19 protein-coding genes are annotated in these 22,633 nt (G+C 68.2%); 9 read left to right on the top strand and 10 right to left on the bottom strand.

All coding sequences use genetic code 11. The annotated features are described in order from the left end of the window. Nucleotides 1-53: 53 nt before the first annotated feature. Genes recC through recD form a run of 3 tightly spaced genes read left to right on the top strand, consistent with a single transcriptional unit; the run spans nucleotide 54 to nucleotide 8,346 of the window. Nucleotides 54-3,317, top strand: a complete 3,264-nt coding sequence (recC, locus tag ORI27_RS02470) for an exodeoxyribonuclease V subunit gamma (protein ID WP_265994928.1) — start codon at nucleotides 54-56, stop codon at nucleotides 3,315-3,317. Then, entirely contained in the window at nucleotides 3,317-6,616 is a 3,300-nt protein-coding gene (gene recB / locus ORI27_RS02465) for an exodeoxyribonuclease V subunit beta (RefSeq protein ID WP_265994927.1), read from the top strand. Before recC ends, recB begins: the two co-directional genes overlap by 1 nt. Continuing rightward, nucleotides 6,613-8,346 carry an exodeoxyribonuclease V subunit alpha gene (recD, locus tag ORI27_RS02460; RefSeq protein ID WP_265994926.1) on the top strand — a complete coding sequence of 578 codons (1,734 nt, stop codon included), beginning with the start codon at nucleotides 6,613-6,615 and terminating at the stop codon, nucleotides 8,344-8,346. Before recB ends, recD begins: the two co-directional genes overlap by 4 nt. Nucleotides 8,347-8,488: 142 nt before the next feature. Here recD and ORI27_RS02455 read toward each other — a convergent pair whose 3' ends face one another. Genes ORI27_RS02455 through ORI27_RS02440 form a run of 4 tightly spaced genes read right to left on the bottom strand, consistent with a single transcriptional unit; the run spans nucleotide 8,489 to nucleotide 11,088 of the window. Further along, nucleotides 8,489-9,313: an ABC transporter permease gene (locus ORI27_RS02455; RefSeq protein ID WP_265994925.1), complete on the bottom strand. Its 825-nt coding sequence runs from the start codon at nucleotides 9,311-9,313 to the stop codon at nucleotides 8,489-8,491. Beyond that, nucleotides 9,303-10,112 (bottom strand): ATP-binding cassette domain-containing protein, encoded by an 810-nt coding sequence (locus ORI27_RS02450; RefSeq protein ID WP_265994924.1) that lies wholly within the window; start codon nucleotides 10,110-10,112, stop codon nucleotides 9,303-9,305. Before ORI27_RS02450 ends, ORI27_RS02455 begins: the two co-directional genes overlap by 11 nt. Then, complete coding sequence (locus ORI27_RS02445) at nucleotides 10,109-10,561, bottom strand: MarR family winged helix-turn-helix transcriptional regulator (RefSeq protein WP_265994923.1); 453 nt, start codon at nucleotides 10,559-10,561, stop codon at nucleotides 10,109-10,111. Before ORI27_RS02445 ends, ORI27_RS02450 begins: the two co-directional genes overlap by 4 nt. A gap of 26 nt (nucleotides 10,562-10,587) precedes the next feature. Next, nucleotides 10,588-11,088, bottom strand: a complete 501-nt coding sequence (locus ORI27_RS02440; protein WP_265994922.1) for a metallophosphoesterase family protein — start codon at nucleotides 11,086-11,088, stop codon at nucleotides 10,588-10,590. A gap of 97 nt (nucleotides 11,089-11,185) precedes the next feature. On the opposite strand from ORI27_RS02440, the gene ORI27_RS02435 reads away from it, so the two are divergent. From ORI27_RS02435 to ORI27_RS02425, 3 genes are read left to right on the top strand one after another with little or no spacing between them, the layout of a single operon-like run. Continuing rightward, a complete protein-coding gene (locus tag ORI27_RS02435) occupies nucleotides 11,186-11,485 on the top strand; it encodes a hypothetical protein (protein WP_265994921.1) in 300 nt (99 codons plus the stop codon). A gap of 25 nt (nucleotides 11,486-11,510) precedes the next feature. After that, nucleotides 11,511-12,725 carry a CoA transferase gene (locus ORI27_RS02430; protein ID WP_265994920.1) on the top strand — a complete coding sequence of 405 codons (1,215 nt, stop codon included), beginning with the start codon at nucleotides 11,511-11,513 and terminating at the stop codon, nucleotides 12,723-12,725. Then, nucleotides 12,722-13,522 carry an acyl-CoA thioesterase gene (locus ORI27_RS02425; protein WP_265994919.1) on the top strand — a complete coding sequence of 267 codons (801 nt, stop codon included), beginning with the start codon at nucleotides 12,722-12,724 and terminating at the stop codon, nucleotides 13,520-13,522. The genes ORI27_RS02430 and ORI27_RS02425 overlap by 4 nt, the downstream gene beginning before the upstream one ends. Here ORI27_RS02425 and ORI27_RS02420 read toward each other — a convergent pair. Both ORI27_RS02420 and ORI27_RS02415 read right to left on the bottom strand, forming a co-directional pair. Continuing rightward, nucleotides 13,492-14,157 (bottom strand): helix-turn-helix domain-containing protein, encoded by a 666-nt coding sequence (locus tag ORI27_RS02420; RefSeq protein WP_265994918.1) that lies wholly within the window; start codon nucleotides 14,155-14,157, stop codon nucleotides 13,492-13,494. The two genes, ORI27_RS02425 and ORI27_RS02420, sit on opposite strands and share 31 nt — an antisense overlap. 10 nt (nucleotides 14,158-14,167) lie before the next feature. Next, nucleotides 14,168-15,463 carry an acyl-CoA dehydrogenase family protein gene (locus tag ORI27_RS02415; RefSeq protein ID WP_265994917.1) on the bottom strand — a complete coding sequence of 432 codons (1,296 nt, stop codon included), beginning with the start codon at nucleotides 15,461-15,463 and terminating at the stop codon, nucleotides 14,168-14,170. A 61-nt stretch (nucleotides 15,464-15,524) separates the two neighbouring features. Between ORI27_RS02415 and ORI27_RS02410 the strand changes: the two genes are divergently transcribed. From ORI27_RS02410 to ORI27_RS02400, 3 genes are read left to right on the top strand one after another with little or no spacing between them, the layout of a single operon-like run. Further along, entirely contained in the window at nucleotides 15,525-16,319 is a 795-nt protein-coding gene (locus tag ORI27_RS02410) for an enoyl-CoA hydratase-related protein (protein ID WP_265994916.1), read from the top strand. Continuing rightward, nucleotides 16,316-17,224: an SDR family NAD(P)-dependent oxidoreductase gene (locus ORI27_RS02405; RefSeq protein WP_265994915.1), complete on the top strand. Its 909-nt coding sequence runs from the start codon at nucleotides 16,316-16,318 to the stop codon at nucleotides 17,222-17,224. Before ORI27_RS02410 ends, ORI27_RS02405 begins: the two co-directional genes overlap by 4 nt. Before the next feature lie 9 nt (nucleotides 17,225-17,233). After that, nucleotides 17,234-17,839: a GNAT family N-acetyltransferase gene (locus tag ORI27_RS02400; protein WP_265994914.1), complete on the top strand. Its 606-nt coding sequence runs from the start codon at nucleotides 17,234-17,236 to the stop codon at nucleotides 17,837-17,839. 229 nt (nucleotides 17,840-18,068) lie between these two features. Here the strand turns inward: ORI27_RS02400 and glgX are convergent, their stop codons facing one another. The 4 genes from glgX to ORI27_RS02380 all read right to left on the bottom strand — a co-directional run bounded on the left by glgX (nucleotide 18,069) and on the right by ORI27_RS02380 (nucleotide 22,594). Next, nucleotides 18,069-20,201: a glycogen debranching protein GlgX gene (glgX, locus tag ORI27_RS02395; RefSeq protein WP_265994913.1), complete on the bottom strand. Its 2,133-nt coding sequence runs from the start codon at nucleotides 20,199-20,201 to the stop codon at nucleotides 18,069-18,071. A gap of 206 nt (nucleotides 20,202-20,407) precedes the next feature. Then, nucleotides 20,408-21,124 (bottom strand): pyrimidine reductase family protein, encoded by a 717-nt coding sequence (locus ORI27_RS02390; protein WP_265994912.1) that lies wholly within the window; start codon nucleotides 21,122-21,124, stop codon nucleotides 20,408-20,410. Next, complete coding sequence (locus ORI27_RS02385; RefSeq protein ID WP_265994911.1) at nucleotides 21,121-21,792, bottom strand: HAD family hydrolase; 672 nt, start codon at nucleotides 21,790-21,792, stop codon at nucleotides 21,121-21,123. Before ORI27_RS02385 ends, ORI27_RS02390 begins: the two co-directional genes overlap by 4 nt. A 103-nt stretch (nucleotides 21,793-21,895) precedes the next feature. Continuing rightward, on the bottom strand, nucleotides 21,896-22,594 hold the full coding sequence (locus ORI27_RS02380; protein ID WP_265994910.1) for a TetR family transcriptional regulator: 699 nt from the start codon (nucleotides 22,592-22,594) through the stop codon (nucleotides 21,896-21,898). Between the last annotated feature and the right edge of the window lie 39 nt (nucleotides 22,595-22,633).

Genomic DNA, 22,633 nt, shown 5'->3' with positions numbered 1-22,633 from the left:
AGCGCGCCGCGTCGGCATCTGAGGGTGGCTGCCGCCGGTCTACGGTTATGCCGATGGCTTTGCACCTGCACCGCGCCGAGCGGACCGACCTGCTCGCTGACGGGCTCGGCACGCTGCTGGCCACCCCGCAGTCCGACCCGTTCGCCGAAGAACTCGTCGTGGTGCCAGCACGCGGGGTCGAACGCTGGCTCAGTCAGCGGCTCTCACACATCCTCGGAGGCACCGACTCGGGTGGCGGGGTCTGCGCGGGTGTGTCATTCCGGTCGCCGGCGTCGCTGATCGGCGAGATCGCCGGAACCGCCGAGGCCGACCCGTGGTCGGCCGACGCGATGACCTGGCCGCTGCTCGAGGTCGTCGACGCCAGTCTCGACGAGCCGTGGTGCCGCACACTGGCCACCCACCTCGGCCACTTCGAGTCGGGAGAGGAAAAGGAGTTACGTCAAGGCAGGCGCTACGCGGTCGCACGCCGGCTGGCCGGACTGTTCGCCTCCTACGCCCGGCAGCGCCCGCAACTGCTCGTCGACTGGCTTGGCGATGACCCCAGCGGCCTGGATACCGACCTGCGCTGGCAGCCACCGCTGTGGCGCGCCCTGGTCGAGAGGGTGGGCGCCGAACCACCGTCAATTCGGCATGCGAAAACCGTTGCGCTGCTGCGAACATCGGGAACCGATCTGCCGGCCCGACTATCGCTGTTCGGGCACACCCGATTGCCGAGCACCGACGTCGAGCTCATCGACGCGCTGGCCGAACACCATGATGTGCATCTGTGGCTGCCGCATCCCAGCGCCGAGTTGTGGTCGGCGCTGGCCGGCCTACATGGTGCGGTCGCCCGCAGCGAGGACACCAGCCATCGACTCGCTGCCCACCCGCTTCTGGCCACGCTGGGACGCGATGTGCGCGAACTGCAACGAAGCCTGCCCGCCGCGGCCACCGACGAATTCCTTGCCTCCGAGCGGGCCCCAGACACGCTGCTGGGATTCCTCCAATCCGATATCTCCGCCAATGCCATACGGCCGCAGGGTCGTTCGGTTGCGCCCGAGGACCGCTCGGTGCAGGTGCACAGCTGTCACGGGCCCGCCCGCCAGGTTGACGTGCTGCGGGAGGTGCTGCTCGGCCTCCTGGCCGACGACGCGACGCTGGAGCCCCGCGACATCCTGGTGATGTGCCCGGACATCGAGACCTACGCGCCGCTGATCGTCGCGGACTTCGGCCTCGGCGACATCGTGCACGGCGCACATCCCGCCCACCAGCTGCGGGTACGGCTGGCCGACCGCGCGCTGATCCAAACCAACCCGCTGCTGGTCGTTGCCGCCAAACTCCTGACCCTGGCCGGCAGCAGGGTCACCGCCACCGAGGTGCTGGACTTCGCTCACCTACACCCTGTGCGGGCGCGTTTCGCCTTCACCGACGACGATCTGGAGACGATCACCCGCTGGGTACAGCAGGCCAACATCCGGTGGGGCTTCGACCAGGAGCACCGCGCCCCATTCGGAATCCCCTTCATCCAGAACACCTGGCGCTTCGGGCTCGACAGGGTGCTGGCCGGGGTCGCCATGTCCGACGATTCGAAGGACTGGCTCGGCGTCACGCTGCCACTCGACGACGTCGGCAGCAACAGCGTGGAGTTGGCGGGCCGGCTCGCAGAATATGTCGCACGGCTGCAACACGCCGTCGAGTCGCTGCGGGGTGTCCGACCGTTGGCGGATTGGCTGGCCGCACTACAGGACGGCGTGGCCGTGCTGACACTGACCACCGGTGACGAGGGCTGGCAGATCAGCCAGTTGCAGCGTGAATTCGGTGACGTGCTGACAACCGCCGGGCCGCATGCCGGCACCGGTATGCGCTTGCCGGATATCACCGCCCTGCTGGACCGCCACCTGTCCGGCCGGCCGACGCGGGCGAACTTCCGCACCGGAACGCTGACGGTATGCACCATGGTCCCGATGCGCTCGGTGCCACACCGGGTGGTGTGTCTGGTCGGGCTGGACGACACCGTGTTCCCGAGAATCGGCGTGGTCGACGGTGATGACGCGCTGGCCCGAGATCCGATGACCGGTGAGCGCGACGTCCGTTCCGAAGATCGTCAGCTGCTGCTGGACGCGATCTGCGCGGCGAGCGACAAACTCGTCATCACCTACACCGGCGCCAACGAGTACTCCGGGCATCCCCGTCCGCCCGCCGTTCCGCTGGCCGAGCTACTCGACGCACTCGACCGGACCACCGGCGAACCGGTCCGTGAGCGCATCCTTGTCCGCCATCCGTTGCAGCCCTTCGACATTCGCAACGTGACGCCCGGCGCCCTCGGGGTGCCCGGCGAGCCGTTCACGTTCGACAACAGTGTGCTCGCCGCAGCGTCGATCGTCCGCGGCCAGCGGCCCGAACAGCCCGACTTGCTGGCCCGGCCACTGGCGGCCCCCGCGCCCGACGATGTGACGCTCACCGATCTGCTGAAATTCTTCGCCAATCCGGTGAAGGGTTTCTTCACCGCACTCGACGTGACGTTGCCGTGGGAGGTCGACGGTGTCGAGGATGCGATGCCGGTCGAGATCGACAACCTGCAGCAATGGACGGTGGGCCAGCGGCTGCTCACCGACATGCTGGCGGGTATGGATCCCGAGCGGGCCGGCCAGGCGGAATGGCGCCGGGGTTCACTCCCGCCGGGCCGTCTCGGCTGGCGGACGGCCGGCGAACTGCGAGACCAGGCCGTCGAATTAGCCAGGGCCGCACTGGCCCACCGAAGCGGGGCTCCGCAGGCCTACGACGTCGACATCGACCTCGGTGGGGGCCGTCGTCTCACCGGAACCGTGCCCGAGGTGTTCGGCACGCGACTGCTCGAGGTGACGTTCTCCAAGCTCGATGCCCAGCATCTGTTGCGCGCCTGGATCCCGATGCTGGCCTTGACGGCAGCGGCGCCCGGACGGTGGTCGGCGGTGTGCATCGGCCGGCAGCGGCGCCGGACCGGGGTTATCGAACGTATGCTGGGGACGCCGCAGGAGGATCCGGTCGTCGTCCTGCGCGAGCTGGTGGCAATTTACGACGCTGGCCGCCGAGAGCCGATTCCACTGCCCATCAAGACATCTCATGCGTGGGCGGTGGCGCGGATCAGTGGTCAGGATCCGCGCGGCGAAGCGTGGTCGAAGTGGCGCTACGAGCGTGACGACCCCGCGATCGAACGGGTTTGGGGCCGTGATCCGGGCCTGGATCCGCTGCTGACGCCGGTGCGCCCGGGTGAGGAGGCCGACGGCGAGACGACGCGGTTGGGCGCGTACGCGGCGCGCCTGTGGGCACCGCTGCTACGGGCGGAAGACGGCGCCTGATGCACGAATTCGACCTGCTGGAGCCCCTCCCCGCCGGGTACTCGACAACGGTGCTGGAGGCCAGCGCCGGAACCGGCAAGACCTTCACCCTTGCCGCCTTGGTGACCCGCTACATCGCCGAAGGCCGGGCCAGTCTTGACCAGATGCTGCTGATCACCTTTGGCCGCGCCGCCACCCAGGAATTGCGGGAACGAGTGCGCCACGCGTTGCAGGACGCCTTGCGCGCGTTCGACGACCCCAGTCTGGCCCGGGGCAACGACGTCCTGGTCGCGCTGATCTCCGGCGACCCGGCGGAAACGGCCGAGCGTCGGGAGCGGCTGCGCGACGCACTGGCCGGCTTCGACGCGGCGACGATCGCCACCACCCATCAGTTCTGTCACCTCGTGCTGAAATCCCTTGGCGTCGCGGGTGATAACGACACCAACATGAAACTGGCAGAGAACCTGGACGACCTGGTCGGCGAGATCGTCGACGACCTGTACCTGCGGCATTTCGGTCAGGACCGCGAACGGCCGCCGATCACCCGCACAGAGGCCCTCAAGCTGGCACGTGAAGTCGTCGCCAACCCGCGCACCGAGTTGCGTCCGCTGGATCCTCCGCCGGGCTCGCCGCCGGCGATACGTGTCTCCTTCGCCAATGACGTTCTGGCGGAGCTGGAACGACGCAAGCGCCGCAGTGGCATCCTCAGCTACGACGATCTGCTCAGCCGGTTGGCCGATGCCCTGGAAACATCCGATTCGCCCGCCGCCAAGCGCATGCGCCAGCGGTGGTCGGTGGTGATGGTCGATGAGTTCCAGGACACCGACCCGGTGCAATGGCAGGTCATCGAGCGAGCTTTCAGCGGCAAGTCCACGCTGATTCTGATCGGCGATCCCAAGCAGGCGATCTACGCGTTTCGCGGCGGTGACATCTTCACCTACCTGAATGCCGCCAAGTCCGCGGGGCAGCGTCGCACCCTCGGAGTCAACTGGCGCAGTGACGCGGCATTGGTGGAGCGCCTGCAGGTTGTGCTCGGCGGGGCCGAACTCGGCGACCCGGACATCAAAGTCCTGCCGGTCAACGCTCGCCACCACGGCCACCGGCTGTCGGGCGCACCGCACAACGACGCGTTTCGGATGCGGGTGGTCAGCCGAGAAGTGTTCGGACAGCGCGGAACCCGCACGATCCGGATGGACTCCCTGCGTCCGCACATCGCCACGGACATGGCAGCCGACATCGCGGGGTTGCTGGCGAGTGCGGCAACCTTCGATGGAGAGCCCCTACAGGCCCATCAGATCGCCGTCATCACCGAAAGTCATGCCGATGCGCGCGCCTGCTTCGACGCGCTGGCCGCGGCGGGGGTACCGGTCGTCTATACCGGTGACACCGACGTGCTCAAGTCCCGGGCCGCCGACGACTGGCTAACCCTGCTCGAGGCGTTCGACCAGCTGCACCGGCCCGGGCTGGTACGCGCGGCAGCGACCACGATGTTCTTTCAGAAGACGGCCGAAGATCTCGCCGAAGGCGGAGACGCGTTGACCGAGCAGATCGGCGACACCCTGCGGCAGTGGGCCGACCACGCCCGCGAGGCGGGCGTGGCGGCGGTCTTCGAGGCCGCTCAGCTGGCGGGCATGGGTAGGCGAGTGTTGTCGTGGGCCGGTGGCGAACGCAACATGACCGACCTGGCACACGTCACCCAGCTTCTGCACGACGTGACGCATCGGGAGCATCTGAGCCTCACCGCATTACGGGACTGGCTGCGCACTCAACGTGACGAGCGAAGCGGCGCGCGGGAACGCAACCGCCGACTGGACAGCGATGCGGCGGCCGTGCAGATCATGACGGTCTGGGTCAGCAAGGGCCTGCAGTTCCCGATCGTCTATCTGCCCTTCACCTTCAATCGCTATGTGCGCAACGAGGATCTGGTCCGGTTCCACCTCGACGACCGGCGTTGTCTACATGTCGGCGGCGACGAGAGCACCGAACTGGCGACCGCGCAACGGCTGGGCAGGCGAGAAGCCGCGGGCGAGGAGACCCGACTGACGTATGTAGCGATGACCAGAGCCCAGTCGCAGGTGGTTGCGTGGTGGGCGCCGTCGTGGGATGAGCCCAACGGCGGACTGTCGCGGCTGCTGCGGGGCCGCCGTCCGGGACAGCCGGGCGTGCCGGACCGCTGCGATCCCGAACGCATCGAGGATGCCGACGCCGTGGCGCTGCTGCGGGTATGGGAGCGCGCGGGCGGGCCGGTGCTCGAAGAGTCGATCATCGCCCCGACTCCCGAGCCGGCCAGTCCTGAGCCAGGAGCAAGAGTGGGTGTCAGGCACTTCCACCGCACTATTGACACCGCATGGCGCCGGACGTCCTATTCGGGGCTGATCCGCGCCGCAGAGGCGACCGGTGTCGGTAGCGAGCCCGAGATCGTCCAGCTCGACGACGAGGTCGCCGAGATCGCGGTGAGCACGCCCCCGGCCGGGGTGGACCTGCCGTCGCCGATGGCGGATCTGCCGACCGGCGCGAAGTTCGGCAGCCTGGTGCACGCGGTCCTGGAGACCGCCGACCCACTGGCCGGCGATCTCGCCGGGGAACTGCAGACCCAGATCGAACGCCACTCGGTGTGGTGGCCGGTCGATGTTCCCGCTGCCGAGCTGGCCGCCGCGCTGGTGCCTATGCACGACACATCGCTGGGCCCGATGGCCGGCGGGCTCACCTTGCGGCACATCGGGCAGCGGGACCGGCTGTGCGAGATGGACTTCGAATTCCCCCTGGCCGGCGGTGACCAGCCGACCGACAGCTCGCGGATCCGGCTCGCCGACGTCGGGCGGCTGCTGCACACGCACCTTCCGCCCGATGATCCGCTGGCGCCGTACGCCGACCGGCTCACCGGTGGCGCACTGGCCGGTCAGTTGTTGCGCGGATATCTGTCCGGTTCGGTCGACGTGGTCCTGCGGATACCCGACGGCCCAGGCCACCGCTACCTGGTGGTCGACTACAAGACGAATTGGCTCGGTGACGGCGACCGACCCCTGTCTGCCGGCGACTACGACCGCGCCAGGATGGCCGAGGCGATGCTGCATTCGGACTATCCCCTTCAGGCGCTGCTGTATAGCGTTGTGCTGCATCGGTTCCTGCGGTGGCGTCAACGCGGCTACGACCCCGACCGGCATCTTGGCGGGGTGCTGTATCTCTTCGTGCGTGGTATGTGCGGCCCGAGCACCCCGATGGCTGACGGTCATCCCACGGGTGTGTTCAGCTGGCGTCCGCCGGCCGCGCTGGTGTCAGCGGTGTCGGATCTGCTGGACGGCCCGGAGGTGGCGCGATGACGATCGACGTGACTGACGCCGCGGACTGGCGACGCAGCGCCGAAGCCACCGGGCTGCTGCGTGTCTTCAACGAGGCGGGGGTCATCGAATCCGCCGATGTTCTCGTCGCCCAGCGGCTTACCGTGTTGGGGAATGAGCCCGACGAGCGGGTTGCCCTGGCGATCGCGTTCGTGACGCGCGCCGTGCGAGGCGGTTCGGTCTGTGTTGAGTTGGCCGCGGTGCAGGCGCAGGCCGGGATCGACGACCTGCCGTGGCCGGTGCCGGGGGAGTGGCTGGCTGCGGTGGCGGCCAGCCCGTTGCTCAACTCGCCCGCGGTGCTGCACCTGGACGCAGACCTGCTCTACTTCGACCGGTACTGGCTGGAGGAGCGCCAGGTCGCCTCCGATGTTCTGGCGTTGGCCGCCGCCCGCCCGCCGCACCGATTGCCCGACACCACACACCTTTTCCCGGCGGGATACGACGAACAACGTCGCGCCGCCGAAGTGGCGCTATCGCAGGGATTGACGGTGCTGACCGGAGGTCCGGGCACCGGCAAAACCACCACGGTGGCCCGGCTGCTGGCCTTGCTGGCCCAGCAGGCTGAGCTGGCGGGCAGGCCACGCCCGCGGATCGCGTTGGCCGCACCGACCGGCAAAGCGGCCGCCCGATTACAGGAGGCTGTGCAAGCCGAAGTCGACAAGCTCGATCCCGCCGACCGCACCCGGCTGGGGGGATTGCGCGCCACCACCCTGCATCGGCTGCTGGGGCCCCTGCCCACGACGTCGGCGAGGTTCCGGCACCACCGCGCGAACCGCCTGCCGCACGATGTGATCGTGGTCGACGAGACGTCGATGGTGTCGCTCACGATGATGGCCCGATTGGTCGAGGCGGTACGCAGCGAGGCGCGGCTGCTGTTGGTTGGCGACCCCGACCAGCTGGCGTCGGTGGAGGCCGGCGCGGTGCTGGCCGACCTGGTGGACGGGCTGAGCTCACGAGCCGACACCCCGGTGGCCAAGCTGATCACCCCGCACCGGTTCGGAGCATCGATCGGCGCGCTGGCGCTGGCGATCCGGGTCGGGGACGCCAATCGTGCGGTCGACATCCTCCACGCCGGTGGCGATCACATCGAGTGGGTGGACTCCGAGGATCCGGCCGAGGCCCTGCGCACGATTCTTGTGCCGCACGCCCTTCGCCTGCGGGAGGCCGCCGTGCTCGGTGACGCGACCGCCGCGTTGGCCACGCTGGAGGAGCACCGGCTGTTGTGCGCGCACCGCCGCGGGCCGTACGGGGTCGCCCACTGGAACCGCCAGGTCGAGCGCTGGCTGGCCGAGGAAACCGATGCGCCACATTGGGCCTCGTGGTACGCCGGGCGACCGGTGCTGGTGACCGCGAACGACTACGGCCTGCGCCTCTACAACGGCGACGTCGGCGTCACGGTCCTGCGGGACGGCGCACTGCGGGCGGTGATGGCCACCTCCGACGGTCCGGCGCATTATCCGACCAGCCGGCTGGCCGACATCGAGACCATGCACGCGATGACCATCCACAAGAGTCAGGGCAGCCAGGTTGCCGAGGTCACTGTGCTTCTGCCGCCGACGGATTCGAGGCTTTTGTCGCGTGAGTTGTTCTACACCGCGGTGACCCGGGCCAGGACCAAGGTGCGGGTGGTGGGCTCGGCCGATCAGCTGCGCTCCGCGGTGGCGCGGCGGGCGATGCGCGCGAGCGGGCTCAGTCGCCGGCTGCAGGGCTGACTCGCGCGGACGGGTCGGCCGTCGCCTCGACGAAGCGCTGGCAGGCGGATTCGTCGTGTTCCGGTTTGACGGGGCTGCCCGAGAGTAACGTCATGGCGGCCTGACCGGGGATTCAACGCCGTGGCGTTACTGTCGGCGAGAATCAGCGCACCAGCCTGCGCAGCAGCGCCGACGCGGCGGCAATGCCGACCACGGCCGCCAGCGCCAGCACGCCCAGGTCCAGCCAGGGGTGCGCCGATGGAACGCCCACCAGCAACAGCCGCAGCGAATCCACTTCGTAGCTCAGCGGATTGACCCGGGACAGCCAGCGCAGCCACTCCGGCATCACCGATACCGGGTAGAGCGCGTTGGACGCGAAGAACAGCGGCATCGTGATCGCCTGCCCGATGCCCATCAGCCGGTCCCGGTTGCGCACCAGGCCGGCCAGCGTCATCGACAAGCACGCGAAGAACGCCGACCCCAGCATCACCACACCCATCGCGGCCAGGATCTTCAGCGGGTTGTGGGTCATGTGGATGCTCATCAGGTAGGCCAATGCCAGCACGCCGATCACCTGCGCCACCGAACGGACTCCGGCGGCGAACGCTTTGCCGGTCACCAGCGCCGAGGCGGGGGCGGGGGTCACCATCAGCTTGGCCAGGATGCCGGCGTCGCGGTCCCAGATGATCTGGATGCCGTAGAAGATGGAGATGAAAAGCGCCGACTGGGCGATGATGCCCGGTGCCAGAAACTCCAGGTAGGGCACCGAGCCGGTGTCGATCACGTGCAACCGGTTGAACGTGGTGCCGAAGATCAGCAGCCACAGGGCGGGTTGAACCGTCCGGGTGAGCAGCTCGGTGCGGTCGTGGCGCAGCTTCTGCAACTCGACCCAGCCGAAGGTCGCCATCCGGCCGGCCAGGCTGGGTACCCGCCGCCAGCCCCGCGGCGCTTTTTGCAGCCGGGGTGCGGTCGCGGACTCAACCGGCATTGCGCGCCGCCTTTCGGCCGGCCCGGATCGCGCCGAGGTCGCTGTGATCGGCGGTGTCCTCGAGTCCGGATCCGGCGTAGTGCCGGAAGACGTCCTCGAGGCTGGCGTCGGGACCGACCCTCGCCTTGAGCTCGGCCGGGGTCCCGATCGCCCGTAACCGGCCGTGGTGCATCAGCGCGACCCGGTCGCACAGCGCGTCGGCTTCCTCCATGTAGTGCGTGGTGAGCAGCACCGTCATACCGAACTGCTGCTGCATGCTGTGCACCTGCGACCAGACACTGTCGCGGGCAAGGGGATCCAGGCCCACGGTGGGCTCGTCGAGAATCAGCAGCGATGGCCGATTGACCAGCGCCTGGGCCAGCTCCAGGCGCCGGATCATGCCGCCGGAGTAGGTGCCGGCGAGCCGGTCGGCGACGTCGAGCAGCTGCATCGCTTCCAGTGCATGGCTCACCCGCTGCCGGCGAGCCGACCGGGGCACGCCGTAGAGCCGGGCGAACCACTCCACGTTCTGTCGGCCGGTGAGGGCGGGTTCGATCGAAAGTTGTTGTGGCACATAGCCGAGGTTGTATCTGATGTCCATGGTGTCGCGGTGCGCGTCGAGCCCGAAGATGCGTACCTGTCCATGTTGGATCGGGGCCAGCGTTGTCAACAGCCGCACGACGGTGGTCTTGCCCGCACCGTTGGGGCCCAGCAGCCCGAGGGTTTCGCCGGTGTGGACCTGCAGCGTCAGATCGTCGACGGCGGTGAAATCGCCGTAGCGGTGGGTCAGGTTCTGGCAGTCGATCGCCGGTGCGGTCATGGTCGCTTCTCCTGCAGCTTGGCGGTGATCTCGGCGAGCACCCGCATCCCGGTGGCCAGGGCTTCGGCGTCGTCGTCGTCGAGTTCGTCGAGTACCTGCGAGAGAGCCGCACGCCGTGCCGCCCGGGTTTCGTCGGCCAGCTGCTGGGCGGGTGCGGTGAGCTCGAGTCGGCCCACCCGGCGGTCAGCGGGATCGGGGGTACGCACCAGCAGCCCGCCGGCCGACAGTTTGGACACCAGCGTGGATGCGGTGTTGGCGGCGAGCCCCAGCTCGGCGGCGGCCGCGCTGACCGAGATACCCGGCTGCCGGCCGACCAGTCGCAGCAGCTCGGCCTGGGACTCGGTCAGCCCGGAGGTGACGAAGGAGCCGCCGGCGGCCCTGCGGACGGTGCGACGGAAGCGGCCGACGGTGCTGAACAGCTGGGCGACGAGATCGGTGCGGACGTCCACCCAGCCAGATTAGCTCTGTTTCAGAGCTAAGTCTTCTCCACCCGATGCTGCCGGACGTCGGCGAGCAGGCCGGGCCTGGTCACGGCGGTCATGTAGGTACAGAACGGCTGGCGGCGCCGGTCCGTCGGTGAGCCGGGGTTCAGCAGGCGCAGGCCGGTCCGGGTGGTGGTGTCCCAGGGGATGTGGCTGTGCCCGAACACCAGCACGTCGGTGCCCGGATAACGCTGCGCCATCCGCGCTTCCCGGCCGGAGGCCGCGCCGGTCTCGTGGACGATGGTGAAGCGCAGGCCGTCCAGCGTCACCTCGGCGCACTCGGGCAGGCGGGCCCGCAGTTCCGGACCGTCGTTGTTGCCCCAGCAGCCGACCAGGCGTTTCGCCTGCGCCGCCAGGTCGTCGAGCAGCCCGTCGGAGACCCAGTCGCCGGCGTGGATGACGACATCGGAGCGCTTGACTTCGTGCCACACCTGGGCAGGCAGGTCGCGGGCGCGTTTCGGAATGTGTGTGTCGGCCAGCAGCAGCAGACGCATGGGTCGAGTATCCCAAGAGCGTTCGTTGAGCGCTCACGTTGCACATTTCGCCCGATCGTCGAACGTGAGCGCTCACCCAATCGCTAGGCTTGTTCAAATGGACCGCGACGATGTCGAGAAGCGCTGGCACGATCCGGCGATGTTTCGCGCGGCGGTGACGTATGTGGTGTCCGTCCTGGTGGTGGCCGGCCTGGCGCTGGCGGCGACCCTGCTCTGGCACTCACGGATCGCCGGCATTCTGGTGCCGGTCGTCCTGTTCGCCGGCGGGGTCGGCGCCTTCGTCCAGACCTACCGGGTCTGGCGTGCCGAAGGGGTCTGGCCGATCTGGCAGGGTGCCGGATGGTTCCTGCTGGCCCTCATGCTGCTGTGCCTGGGTGTGCCCGTCGCCGTCTGGTGAAAAGGTCACCCGCCATACTCGTCGGGTGACCGCTTCTGCTGACCTGTCCCTGGCCGGTGTGCGTATCGTCGAGATCTCCAGCTTCGTGGCCGTGCCGCTCGCCGGTATGACACTTGCGCAGCTGGGCGCCGAGGTCATCCGGGTCGACCCGGTCGGTGGGGCGGCCGACTACCAGCGCTGGCCGCTCACCGAGGCCGGGGACAGCATCTACTGGGCCGGGCTCAACAAGAGCAAGCGGTCGGTGAGCGCCGATATGCGCTCGCCGGACGGGCAGCGGCTGGTTGCCCGGCTGATCGCCGACAGCGGCATTCTGATCACCAACGTCGCAGGCCGGCAATGGCATTCGTATGAGACGCTGAGCGCGCAGCGCCCCGATCTGATCCACCTGGAAGTGGTCGGCCGCGGCGACGGGTCGACCGGGGTGGACTACACGGTCAACGCGGCCACCGGATTTCCGCTGGTCACCGGCTCGCCTACCCAGGGCGGGCCGGTCAACCACGTGCTACCCGCCTGGGATGTCAGCTGCGGTCTCTATGCGGTGCTGGCGATCCTGGTGGCGCTGCGCCGCCGCGACACCACCGGGCAGGGCAGCCGCATCCGGTTGCCACTGGACGACGTCGCGCTGGCTACCGCGGCCAACCTCGGCTTCCTCACCGAGCCGATGGTCAACGGCACGCAACGGCCGCGACTGGGCAACGCGATCTACGGCCAGTACGGCCAGGACTACACCAGCAGCGACGGGGTGACGTTCATGCTGGTGGCGCTGACCAACCGACACTTCCGCGACCTCACGGCGCTGACGGGTACGACCAAAGCCGTTGCCGCCGTTGCCGAAGCGCTGGGCGCCGATTTCAGCGACGAGGGTCAGCGCTACCAGCACCGGGGTGTGCTGACGGGTCTGTTCGCACCCTGGTTCGCCAGCCACAGCGCCGATGAGGTGACGGACGCGCTGGCACAGAGCTCGGTGCTGTGGGATCGCTACCTGGACTTCGCCGAGGTCGCCGAGCACCCGCGGGTGACGGCCAACCCGTTGTTCACGATGCTGGCGCAGCCCCGGATCGGCAGCTACCTCGCGCCCGGGCTGCCGATGTCGGTCGACGGAGCCCACGTCGCCGCCCAACCAGCGCCCGCGCTCGGCGACGACACCACCGCCGTGCTGGCCGAGCTGGGCCTGAGCGCCGACGAAATCGCCACCCTCATCGAATCCGGCACCGTCACAACAGGAACCGAGCCGGCGTGAGCGTGCTGGCCGGGTTGCTCGACGTCACCCCCGAGGAGTCCGGTGGCTTCGTCGGCGCGGCAAGCGGGCCGGCCGACAAGCGGGCCTATGGCGGGCATCTCGCCGCCCAGGCCCTGGCGGCGGCCTGCCGCACGGTCGACTCCGACAAAACCCCGACCAGCCTGCACGTGCAGTTCCTGCGCGGTGGTGACGCGGGCGTCCCGGTCCACTACTTCGTCGAGGCGGTCTATGACGGGCGGACCGCTGCCTCGCGGCGGGTGCTGGCCCGCCAGGATGGCCGATTGTTGACCACCACGACGGTTTCGTTCTCGGTTGCCGCGACCGGCCCCGAGCACGCCGCGCATACAACGGCGCCACATGCTCCCGCCGATCTGCCCGCCACCGGGCCGATCGGGCCCGCTCCGTCGCTGCCGCTGGACGAGATCGACATTCGCACCAACGATGACTGGAGCACAGGTGAATTCGTCCGCCGGCTGTGGTGGCGGGTCACCGTGCCGCTGTGCGGCGAGCCGTGGCTGTCGACCTGTGCGGCGGCCTATGTCACCGATATCTACGGCATCGATCCGGTGTTGGCCGTGCACGGTCATTCGATGACCGATCGCAGCCACCGCACCGCCACCACCGATTCGTCGATCTGGTTTCATCGGCCGATTCGTGCGGGGGAGTGGAATCTACTGGAATCCCGCTCCCCGGCCGCCGCGCGCGGCCGGGGTCTGGTCACCTTGAGTCTCTACGACTCCGACAAGGTGCTGACCGCCACGCTGGTTCAGGAGGGTCTGGCCGTCCTGCGAACCTGACGCCCCGCGCGGCGGGCCTGCCGTTGCTGCGCCAGCGATCGAGTTTCCTCCGACAGGGGCGCGGCCAGCATCGCCGCAACGGTGTCGACCAGATGACTGACGAACAGCCGGTCGTCGGCATGGGGGGCGGTGGCCGCGCGGCGGCCCAGTTCGACCGCGGCGTACACCAGTGCTCCCAGCCGGGGATGCAGCGTGAGGGCCACCGGATCGAGCATCGGCTCGAGCAGCCGGCGCCAGCGCTGCAGGCTGGCCGAGTGCCCGGTGAGATCAAAGGTGGGCACCGGTCGGTTCAGCAGGTCGGCGTGGATGCGCAGGAACGCCGGGCCGCCGTCGGCGTCGGCGAGTTTGGCGGCTAACGGGCGGACCAGCGCGGAGGCCATCGCCCGCATCGACGGCGTCGCCTCCGACTCGACCGCATCCAGTAACCCGTCGCGGCGGGCGTCGACCATCGGCAGGTGCTTTCCGGCGATCGCGGCCACTACCCCGGCCCGATCGGTGAAGTGGTACTGCACCGCCATCACGTTGCGGGCCCCGGCTTCTCGGGCGATCTCCCGCAGGCTGACCGCGTCGACGCCACGTTCGGCGAACAACCGCTCCGCCGTGGCCACCAGGTTGGCCGACGTGTCAACGGCCATCAGAGTGCCATCAAAGTTCGGCGACCTCGTGTTCGATCAATTCGGCCAGCCGAGCCTGGGCGGCCGCACGCCGGGTCGGGATGTGCTGGGACGGGAACAAGGTGTCGACGGGCTCGTACTCCCGCAGCGTGCGGCGCGCCACGGTCAGCTTGTGCACCTCGGTGGGACCGTCGGCGATGGCCAGCGACTCGGCGGCCACCATCATCTTCACGAACGGCATCTCATCGGAAACCCCCAGTGCGCCATGCAGATGCATCGCCCGCTGGACGACGTCATGCAGCACCTGCGGCATCGCCACCTTGACCGCGGCGATGTCCCGGCGCACCTTCTGGTAGTCGTGGTATTTGTCGATCTTCCAGGCGGTGCGCAAGACCAGCAGCCGGAACTGCTCGATCTGGATCCAGCTGTCGGCGATCTTCTCCTGGGTCATCTGATAGTCGCCCAGCGGCCCACGCCGGGTCTGGCGCGATACCGCCCGTTCGCACATCATGTCGAAAGCCTTGCGGGCCAACGCGATCGTGCGCATCGCATGATGGACACGGCCGCCGCCGAGCCGGGTCTGGGCGATCGCGAAGGCCTGCCCCTCGCCGCCGAGCACGTGGTCGGCCGGCACCCGTACGTCGTTGTAGCGGATGTACCCGTGTCCGGCGCGGTCGTCGGACTCGCCGCCGACGCCGACGTTGCGGATGATCTCGATGCCGGGGGTTTCAGCGGGCACGATGAACAGCGACATTTTCTGATGGGTGCGGGCTTCGGGGTTCGTCACTACCATGACGATGAAGAACGCGGCGTTGCGGGCGTTCGAGGAGAACCACTTCTCGCCGTTGATCACCCACTGGTCGCCGTCGCGCTCGGCATGAGTGGTGAACAGGCCGGGATCCGAACCGCCGTGCGGTTCGGTCATCGAGTAGCACGAGGAGATCTCACCGTCGAGCAGTGGCTGCAGGTAGCGGCGCTTCTGCTCCTCGGTCCCGAACATGGCGAGGATCTCGGCATTGCCGGAGTCCGGTGCCTGCGATCCGAAAACCGAAGGCGCCCAACGGGAACGACCGACGATCTCGTTCAGCAGCGCCAGCTTGACCTGCCCATAGCCCTGACCGCCCAATTCCGGTCCCAGGTGGGCGGCCCACAGCCCCTGCTCCCTGACCTGCTGCTGCAGGGGCCGCAGCACCCGCAACACTTCGGGGTTGGTCTTCTCGTACGGGTCCAGGGGAGCGAAGTCCAGCGGCTCGAGCCGTTCGCGCATGAATTCCTCGACCCAGTCGAGCTTCTTCTGATACTCGGGGTCGGTCTCGAAGTCCCACATGGCCGCGAGCATAAACTGATGCAGTTGCATTAATCAATGACCGCAGTCCTATGCTTCCACCGTGAGCACCACCGTCCGTGTCGACGTCGACGAGACCGGCGTCGCCCTGATCACCCTAGACGGCCCGGAGCGGCTCAACGCGTTCTCCGGAGACACCGCCCGTCAGCTCGGGGAGGCCTACCGCCGCTGCGACGCCGACGACACCGTCCGGGCGGTGGTCGTCACCGGGGCGGGCCGGGCGTTCTGTGCCGGCGCCGACATGACGGCACAGGCCCTGGCGTTCGACACACCTGGGGACGGATTCAGCGCCTCGCCCGTCCAGCCGCCGGCCTGGCGGGTGCGCAAACTGGTGATCGCCGCCGTCAACGGGCCCGCCATCGGCATCGGGCTGACCCTGGCGTTGCAGTGCGACATCCGGCTGGTCGCGCAGGACGCCAAGTTGGCCATCCCGCAGGTGCGCCGGGGCATGGTCGGCGACTGCGCGGTGCACTACACGCTCAAACACGCCGTCGGTCTGGCCGTGGCGGCCGACGTCCTGCTCACCGGCCGGACCTTCTCCGGCAGCGAGGCCGTCGCGCTGGGGATCGCCAGCCGTGCCCTGGCGGCCGGTGAGGTGTTGCCCGCGGCGCTTGCGGTGGCCCGCGACGTGGCCGTCAACGCCAACCCCGCCTCGGTGGCGTACAGCAAGCGAATGTTGTGGGCCGAGGACAACGCCGACGCTGTGGCGGCGCGGGAGACTACGGTGCACCTGAAACTGATGGGCGGTCCGGACGCGGCCGAGGGGCCGGCCGCCTGGCGGGAGAACCGGCCGCCGGTGTGGCGATCCCGGGCCAGCCAGACGGGAGATCCTGCATGACGGCACGGAGCACGAAGACCACCGCCGAGGTTCTCGACGGCATCGATCTGACCGGCCGCACCGTGGTGATCACCGGCGCCTCGACCGGCCTGGGCCTGCAGACGGCCCGAGCCCTGCAGTCGGCCGGGGCGCAGATCGTGGCTGCCGTACGCGATATCGACAAGACCCGTGCCGCCATCGACTGCGAGACCGTCGCCCTCGAGCTCGGCGACCTGCGTTCGGCGCGGGCCGCGGCCGGCGCCATCGCCGCTCGCCACGACCGCATCGACGTGTTGATCAACAACGCCGGGGTGATGGCCCCGCCGCTGTCGCGCACCGCGCAGGGCTACGAAATGCAGCTCGGCACCAACCACCTTGGTCATTTCGTGCTGACCACAGAGATGGCGGACCGCTTCGACCTATTCGTTCCGGGCACCCGCATCGTCAATCTCAGTAGCCGCGGGCACCAGCTCGGTGGTATCCGCTGGGAGGATCCCAACTACGACGACGAGAGTGCCTACGACAAGTGGCAGGCCTACGGGCAGAGCAAGACCGCCAACGTCTTGTTCACCGTCGAGGCCGAGCGACGCTGGGGCCCCTCCGGTGTGCACTCCTTTGCCGTGCATCCCGGCGTGGTCTACACCGACCTGGCCCGGCACATGACCCGCGACGACTTCGCCACCGGCGGGACGCTGGCGAACCTCGACGTGACCGATGTCGCGCACGGCGCGGCGACGACAGTGTGGGCGGCCACCAGTCCCGAACTCGACGGGCTCGGCGGCCGATATCTCGAAGACTGCCGCATCGCCGATCCGTTCGTGGACGGCGCCGAGGGCGGTTACGCAGCCTGGGCGGTGGACCCCGAGCAGGCGGCCCGGCTGTGCGAGTGGTCGCAGCGTGAGGCCGAACTCGCACTGGGTGGCTAACCTGCAGGGATGGCCATCGACGTTCGTCCAGCCCGCAAGGCCGACATCCCCGCGCTCGCGCGGGTGCTGGGCCGGGCCTTCCAGGACGACCCGGTCATGTCCTGGGTCCAACCTGACGCCGAGCGCCGCCGGGCGGCGCTACCGGGATTGTTCGGAGCTCTGACCCGCCACCATTACCTGGCCGGTCGCGGCACCGAGGTCGCGGTATCCGATGACGGGATCACGGGCGCCGCGCTGTGGGATCCCCCCGGCCGATGGCAGCAGTCACCCCGTGAACAACTCGCCATGCTGCCCGGCGTGATCCGCGCGTTCCGCGGCAGGCTGGCGGCCGGGCGAATGCTCACCGACCTGATGAAAGCCAGCCACCCAGAGGAACCACACTGGTATCTGGCCGTCATCGGCAGCGATCCGACGGTGCGGGGTGCCGGGTTCGGCCGTGCACTGATGCAGTCCCGGCTCCAACGGTGCGATGCCGAGCACGCGCCCGCCTACCTGGAGTCCAGCAATCCGGACAATATCGGGTACTACCAGCGGTTTGGATTCGAGATCAGCGGGGAGATCGCGCTTCCCGAGGGTGGGCCGTCGCTGTGGCCGATGTGGCGGGCGCCGCGATAACGTCGCGAAACCGCCAGGTCGAGTGGGGATCCGCGGCTCCTGGTCATGAAGTCTTGCTGAACGTTTGCTGGGGAGATTCAAAGACTTGAATTCAAGATGTCGAAAACTGCGTATCGCGCGTTCCTGATTGTGATAATCGGCGCAAGCGTGGCGCGGGCCATGGCGGGTCCCCGGGAGGGGAGGGGATCGGCCATGGCCCGAGACGTCGGCCTGTCGCCGGGAGCGCTCCCTACAACACGGCCCGCAGCACCATCATCGCCCGAGGCTCGACGGGCATCGGCGCACCGGCCTTCACCACCGCCGCGTCCTCGGTTTCCCCGATTCCCGCGGCTGTGTCCAGCACCGGCCACCACGCTTTGCCGAACTCCACCGGCGGCAGGGTGAACTCGATGGGTTCGTGGTGGGCGTTGAAGCACATCACGAACGAATCGTCGGTGACCCGCTGGCCGCGCGGGTCCAGGCCCGGGATTCCGTGTCCGTTCAGGTAGACCGCCACCGACTTGCCGAAACCGGAATCCCAGTCCTCGTCGCTCATCTCCGAGCCGTCGGGGCGGAACCACGAGATATCGGGCACACCTTTGCTGCCCCGGCGCCGCACCGGTCGGCCGTTGAAGAAGCGCCGCCGGCGGAAAACCGGATGCGCTGCGCGCAGCGCCGACACCGTGGCGGTGAATTCGAGCAGTCCGGCGTCGGCGCCGGCCCAGTCGATCCAGGTGATCTCGTTGTCCTGGCAGTATCCGTTGTTGTTGCCGCCCTGGCTGCGCCCGATCTCGTCGCCGTGCGAGATCATCGGCACACCCTGGGACAGAATCGTCGTCGCGATCAGGTTGCGCTGCTGGCGGCTTCGTAGGGCGTTGATCTCAGGATCGTCGGTGGGACCCTCGACGCCGCAATTCCACGACTTGTTGTTGCTCTCACCGTCGTTGTTGCCCTCGCCGTTGGCGTCGTTGTGTTTCTCGTTGTAGGACACCAGGTCCCGCAGGGTGAACCCGTCGTGCGCGGTGACGAAGTTGATCGAGGCCACCGGTCGGCGGGCGGTGCTCTCGTAGAGGTCGGCCGAGCCGGTCAACCGGGAAGCGAATTCCCCGAGGCTGGCATCTTCGCCGCGCCAGAAGTCACGCACGGTGTCGCGGAACTTGCCGTTCCACTCCGTCCACTGCGGCGGGAAGTTGCCGACCTGGTAACCGCCCGGCCCGACGTCCCACGGCTCCGCGATGAGCTTGACCTGGCTGACCGTGGGATCTTGCTGCACGAGCTCGAAGAACGTGCTGAGCCGGTCGACGTCGTAGAACTCCCGGGCCAGGGTTGATGCCAGGTCGAAGCGGAAACCGTCCACGTGCATCTCCAGCACCCAGTACCGCAGCGAATCCATGATCAGCTGCAGGGAATGCGGATGCCCGACGTTCAGGCTGTTACCGGTGCCGGTGTAGTCCGTGTAGTAGCGCTTGTCGTCGTCGACGAGCCGGTAGTAGGCGGCGTTGTCGATGCCGCGGAACGACACCGTCGGGCCCAGATGGTTGCCTTCGGCGGTGTGGTTGTAGACGACATCGAGGATGACTTCGATACCCGCTTCGTGCAGTGCCCGCACCATCGCCTTGAATTCCTGCACCTGACCGCCGGGAGTCGTGCTGGCGGAGTACTTGCTGTCGGGGGCGAAGAAACCGATGGTGTTGTAGCCCCAGTAGTTCGACAGGCCCTTCTCGATCAGGGTGGAGTCGTTGGCGAAATGGTGCACCGGCATCAGCTCGATTGCGGTGGCGCCCAGCTCTTTCAGGTGATCGATGATCACCGGGTGGGCGATCGCCGAGTAGGTTCCACGGGAATTTTCCGGAATGTCCGGATGGGTTTGCGTCAGCCCTTTGACGTGCGCCTCGTAGATCACGGTGTCGGCGTACTCGTGCTGCGGCGGCCGGTCGACTCCCCAGTCGAAGTACGGGTTGATCACCACGGACTTGGGCATGCTCGCCGCGGAGTCGTCGTCGTTGCGGCTGTCCGGGTAGCCGAAGTCGTAGCCGAACAACGACTGGTTCCAGTCGAACCGGCCGTCGATGGCCTTGGAGTAGGGATCCAGCAGAAGCTTGTTCGGGTTGCATCGGTGGCCCATCCCCGGGTCGTACGGACCATGGACCCGGTAGCCGTAGCGCTGACCGGGTTCGATTCCGGGCAGGTAACCGTGCCAGACGAAGCCGTCCACCTCGGGCAGGACGATCCGGGTCTCGGTCCCGTCCTCGTCGAAGAGGCACAGCTCGACCCGATCGGCCACCTCGGAGAAAACCCCGAAGTTGGTGCCATAGCCGTCGTAGGAGGCCCCCAGCGGGTAGGCCTTGCCCGGCCATACCTCGCGTTTGGCGGCGATGGTCACATGGGACTCCCTTGATCGGCCAATAGCGTGTGCCGGGTACCCCGCAAATGACGGTACCCAATCACCCAGGCGCGGTTTGTGACGCGGACGACAAATGCGTTTCGCGCTGGTCTCAGGGGTTGGTCTCCTCGAACACGTGCTGCTGTGTGGCCATCAGCCTTTCACGCACGCTGCGCGCACGCTCGTGGAGCCCCGGATTGTCTCGCTCAGCTGCTGGTCTCCGTGTCGCGGGGCCGGATGTACCGAAGGTAGGTGTAATCCTCGACGGTCACGGCATGACCGAGCCTCAGCCGGATGGGAACCGCCAGCGCGGGTGCTCCCGGCCGGGGCGTGGCCGCCGTGGCGGCCAGCGTCGGGGAGATGGTCAGGCACATCTCGTCGACGAGGTCATTGGCCACCAGCTCGTCGAGCAGGGTGGGGCCGCCTTCGCACAGGATCCGGCGCATGCCGTCGGCCTGCAGCGCGCGCACCGCGGCCTCGAGATCGACCGCGGTGTCCCCGGCGAGGAGGAGCTCGGCGTGCCGGCGCAGCTGCGGGCGCTCGTATGCCAGACGCGCGGTGGTGACCAGGATGGGTCGTTGGGCGGGATCCGCGAACAGCGACGGGGGGACGTGGCCGGTATGGGTCACCACGGCGATCGGTGGCACGGCCGCGGTGCCCCACCGTTTCCTGCGGTCGGCCGACTGCTCGGCAGTCAACCGCACCGGTCCGTAGCCCTCGGCGCGTACGGTGCCGGCCCCGACCAGCACCACATCGGAGTAGCCACGCAGGGCCAGCAGCAGATCCTGATCGTTGGCATCCGAAAGCGGCCCGGCCACACCGCGAAAGGTGGCGGCGCCGTCCAGCGACATGATCATGTTGACCCGCACCCCGTCGGGTGGATCTCGGTACACTGCAGCCAGTTCACCCGGAGCGATCGTCATGTGAGTGCGGCGATCGGCGAATCATCGAGGTGATCGCACAGCTGGCGGGCATCGTCGAAAACGGCTGCGGCTCCAGCCTCTTCGAGTTCTCCGCGCGATACGCCACCCGACCGGACGGCGATGCACGGCACCCCGGCGCGGGCACTGGCCTCGACGTCCCACACGGTGTCGCCGACGAACACCGCTTCGCGTGCCGTCACACCGGCCTTTTCCAGCGCGACGTTGACGATGTCAGGCCTGGGCTTGGCCTGGTCGACATCCCCCGCGGAGGTGATGGCCGAGATCAAGTCGTCGCGGGCCAGGGTCGAACGCAGCTTGGACAGTTCGTCTTCCGGCGCCGATGTAGCCAGCACCACCTGTAGGCCCCGCTCGGCCACCCGATTCAGGAGCTCGCGTGCGCCGGGCAGAGTGGTCAACAGTGCGGCGCTGGCGTCGTAGAACCGGGTGTGTAAGTCCTTGAGCCGCTTCTGCACGGCGTCGTCGGCGCTATCGGACAGCTCGTCGACCAGAGTGGAGCCATCCATGCCGATCGAGCGGTGGATGCGCCAGGCCTGGACCGGCAGACCCGCTTCGTGGAATGCGCGCTGCCAGGCGTGGACATGCAGATAGTTCGAATCGACCAACGTGCCGTCGATGTCGAAGAGTACGGCGGGGCGGCGCTTTTCCATGGCCGTGCGTATACCCGCTTCTCCTGGGGAGGTGTGCATCCAAACTGCACTTTTTTACGCCTCTTCTCGACCGATGCGTACGACAACCGCGGTCTCAGCGGACTCAGGCACCATCGTTACCGGCGCCTTCGTCCTCGGGCTGCCAGGCGTTGACACCCACGGTGATCATCCGCAGCTGCTTGACCGCCGTTCGCTTGATCTCGTCGAGCGCAGCGGCGTCGTGAGCGTCCTCGATGGCCTCGGCGATGATGATCATCGAGTTCACGAACAGGCTGGCCAGGATGTTGAGATCTTCGGTGCTCCAGCTGTTGAGGCCGGGAAACCGGGCCAGGTCGGTGGCCAGTTCCGAGGTGATCAGCCGGATCTCGGTGCGGATCGCATACCTCAGCACCGTCACGCCGCTGGAGCGTTCCCGCCCGATGAACCGCCAGTGCTCGCGTTGGTCGGCCACCCCGGCGACCAGAATCTCGACGGTCGACTCGATTACCCGGTTCGGGTCGAGCTTGCCCGCGCGGGCACTGCGCAGCATCTCCCGCAGCGTGCGGAACGACTCATCGATGAGCACCAGGCCCAGCGCGTCCATCGATTCGAAGTGGCGGTAGAAAGCCGCGGGCACGATCCCCGCCTCGCGGGTGACCTCACGCAGGCTCAGACCGCTGAAACTCCGCTCGTCGAGCAGCTTGAGGGCGGCGGCGATGATCGCCCGGCGAGTGGCTTCTTTGCGCTCCTCGCGGGAGGGTGTTTCCCGGGAGCGGGACTTCGATGTCCGCTCCCGACGTGAGCTCGGCGTACGACTGTTCACTGTTGTGAACGCTACCACACTCTGGCTCGATTCCTTGAC

The sequence above is a fragment of the Mycobacterium pinniadriaticum genome (genome assembly GCF_026242045.1).
GTDB classification, from domain to species: Bacteria; Actinomycetota; Actinomycetes; order Mycobacteriales; family Mycobacteriaceae; genus Mycobacterium; species Mycobacterium pinniadriaticum.
The sequence above is the reverse complement of the archived record's forward strand: the minus strand, read 5'-3'. Positions and strand labels throughout refer to the sequence as shown.

Excerpts from the sequence above, each read along its gene's own strand:
- ORI27_RS02415 (WP_265994917.1), bottom strand. The coding sequence starts at position 15,463 with ATGTGGGACTTCGAGACCGACCCCGAGTATCAGAAGAAGCTCGACTGG.
- ORI27_RS02435 (WP_265994921.1), top strand. The coding sequence starts at position 11,186 with ATGGACCGCGACGATGTCGAGAAGCGCTGGCACGATCCGGCGATGTTT.
- recC (WP_265994928.1), top strand. The coding sequence starts at position 54 with ATGGCTTTGCACCTGCACCGCGCCGAGCGGACCGACCTGCTCGCTGAC.
- ORI27_RS02420 (WP_265994918.1), bottom strand. The coding sequence starts at position 14,157 with ATGGCCGTTGACACGTCGGCCAACCTGGTGGCCACGGCGGAGCGGTTG.
- ORI27_RS02400 (WP_265994914.1), top strand. The coding sequence starts at position 17,234 with ATGGCCATCGACGTTCGTCCAGCCCGCAAGGCCGACATCCCCGCGCTC.
- ORI27_RS02385 (WP_265994911.1), bottom strand. The coding sequence starts at position 21,792 with ATGGAAAAGCGCCGCCCCGCCGTACTCTTCGACATCGACGGCACGTTG.
- ORI27_RS02455 (WP_265994925.1), bottom strand. The coding sequence starts at position 9,313 with ATGCCGGTTGAGTCCGCGACCGCACCCCGGCTGCAAAAAGCGCCGCGG.
- ORI27_RS02440 (WP_265994922.1), bottom strand. The coding sequence starts at position 11,088 with ATGCGTCTGCTGCTGCTGGCCGACACACACATTCCGAAACGCGCCCGC.
- recD (WP_265994926.1), top strand. The coding sequence starts at position 6,613 with ATGACGATCGACGTGACTGACGCCGCGGACTGGCGACGCAGCGCCGAA.
- recB (WP_265994927.1), top strand. The coding sequence starts at position 3,317 with ATGCACGAATTCGACCTGCTGGAGCCCCTCCCCGCCGGGTACTCGACA.
- ORI27_RS02405 (WP_265994915.1), top strand. The coding sequence starts at position 16,316 with ATGACGGCACGGAGCACGAAGACCACCGCCGAGGTTCTCGACGGCATC.
- ORI27_RS02450 (WP_265994924.1), bottom strand. The coding sequence starts at position 10,112 with ATGACCGCACCGGCGATCGACTGCCAGAACCTGACCCACCGCTACGGC.
- ORI27_RS02390 (WP_265994912.1), bottom strand. The coding sequence starts at position 21,124 with ATGACGATCGCTCCGGGTGAACTGGCTGCAGTGTACCGAGATCCACCC.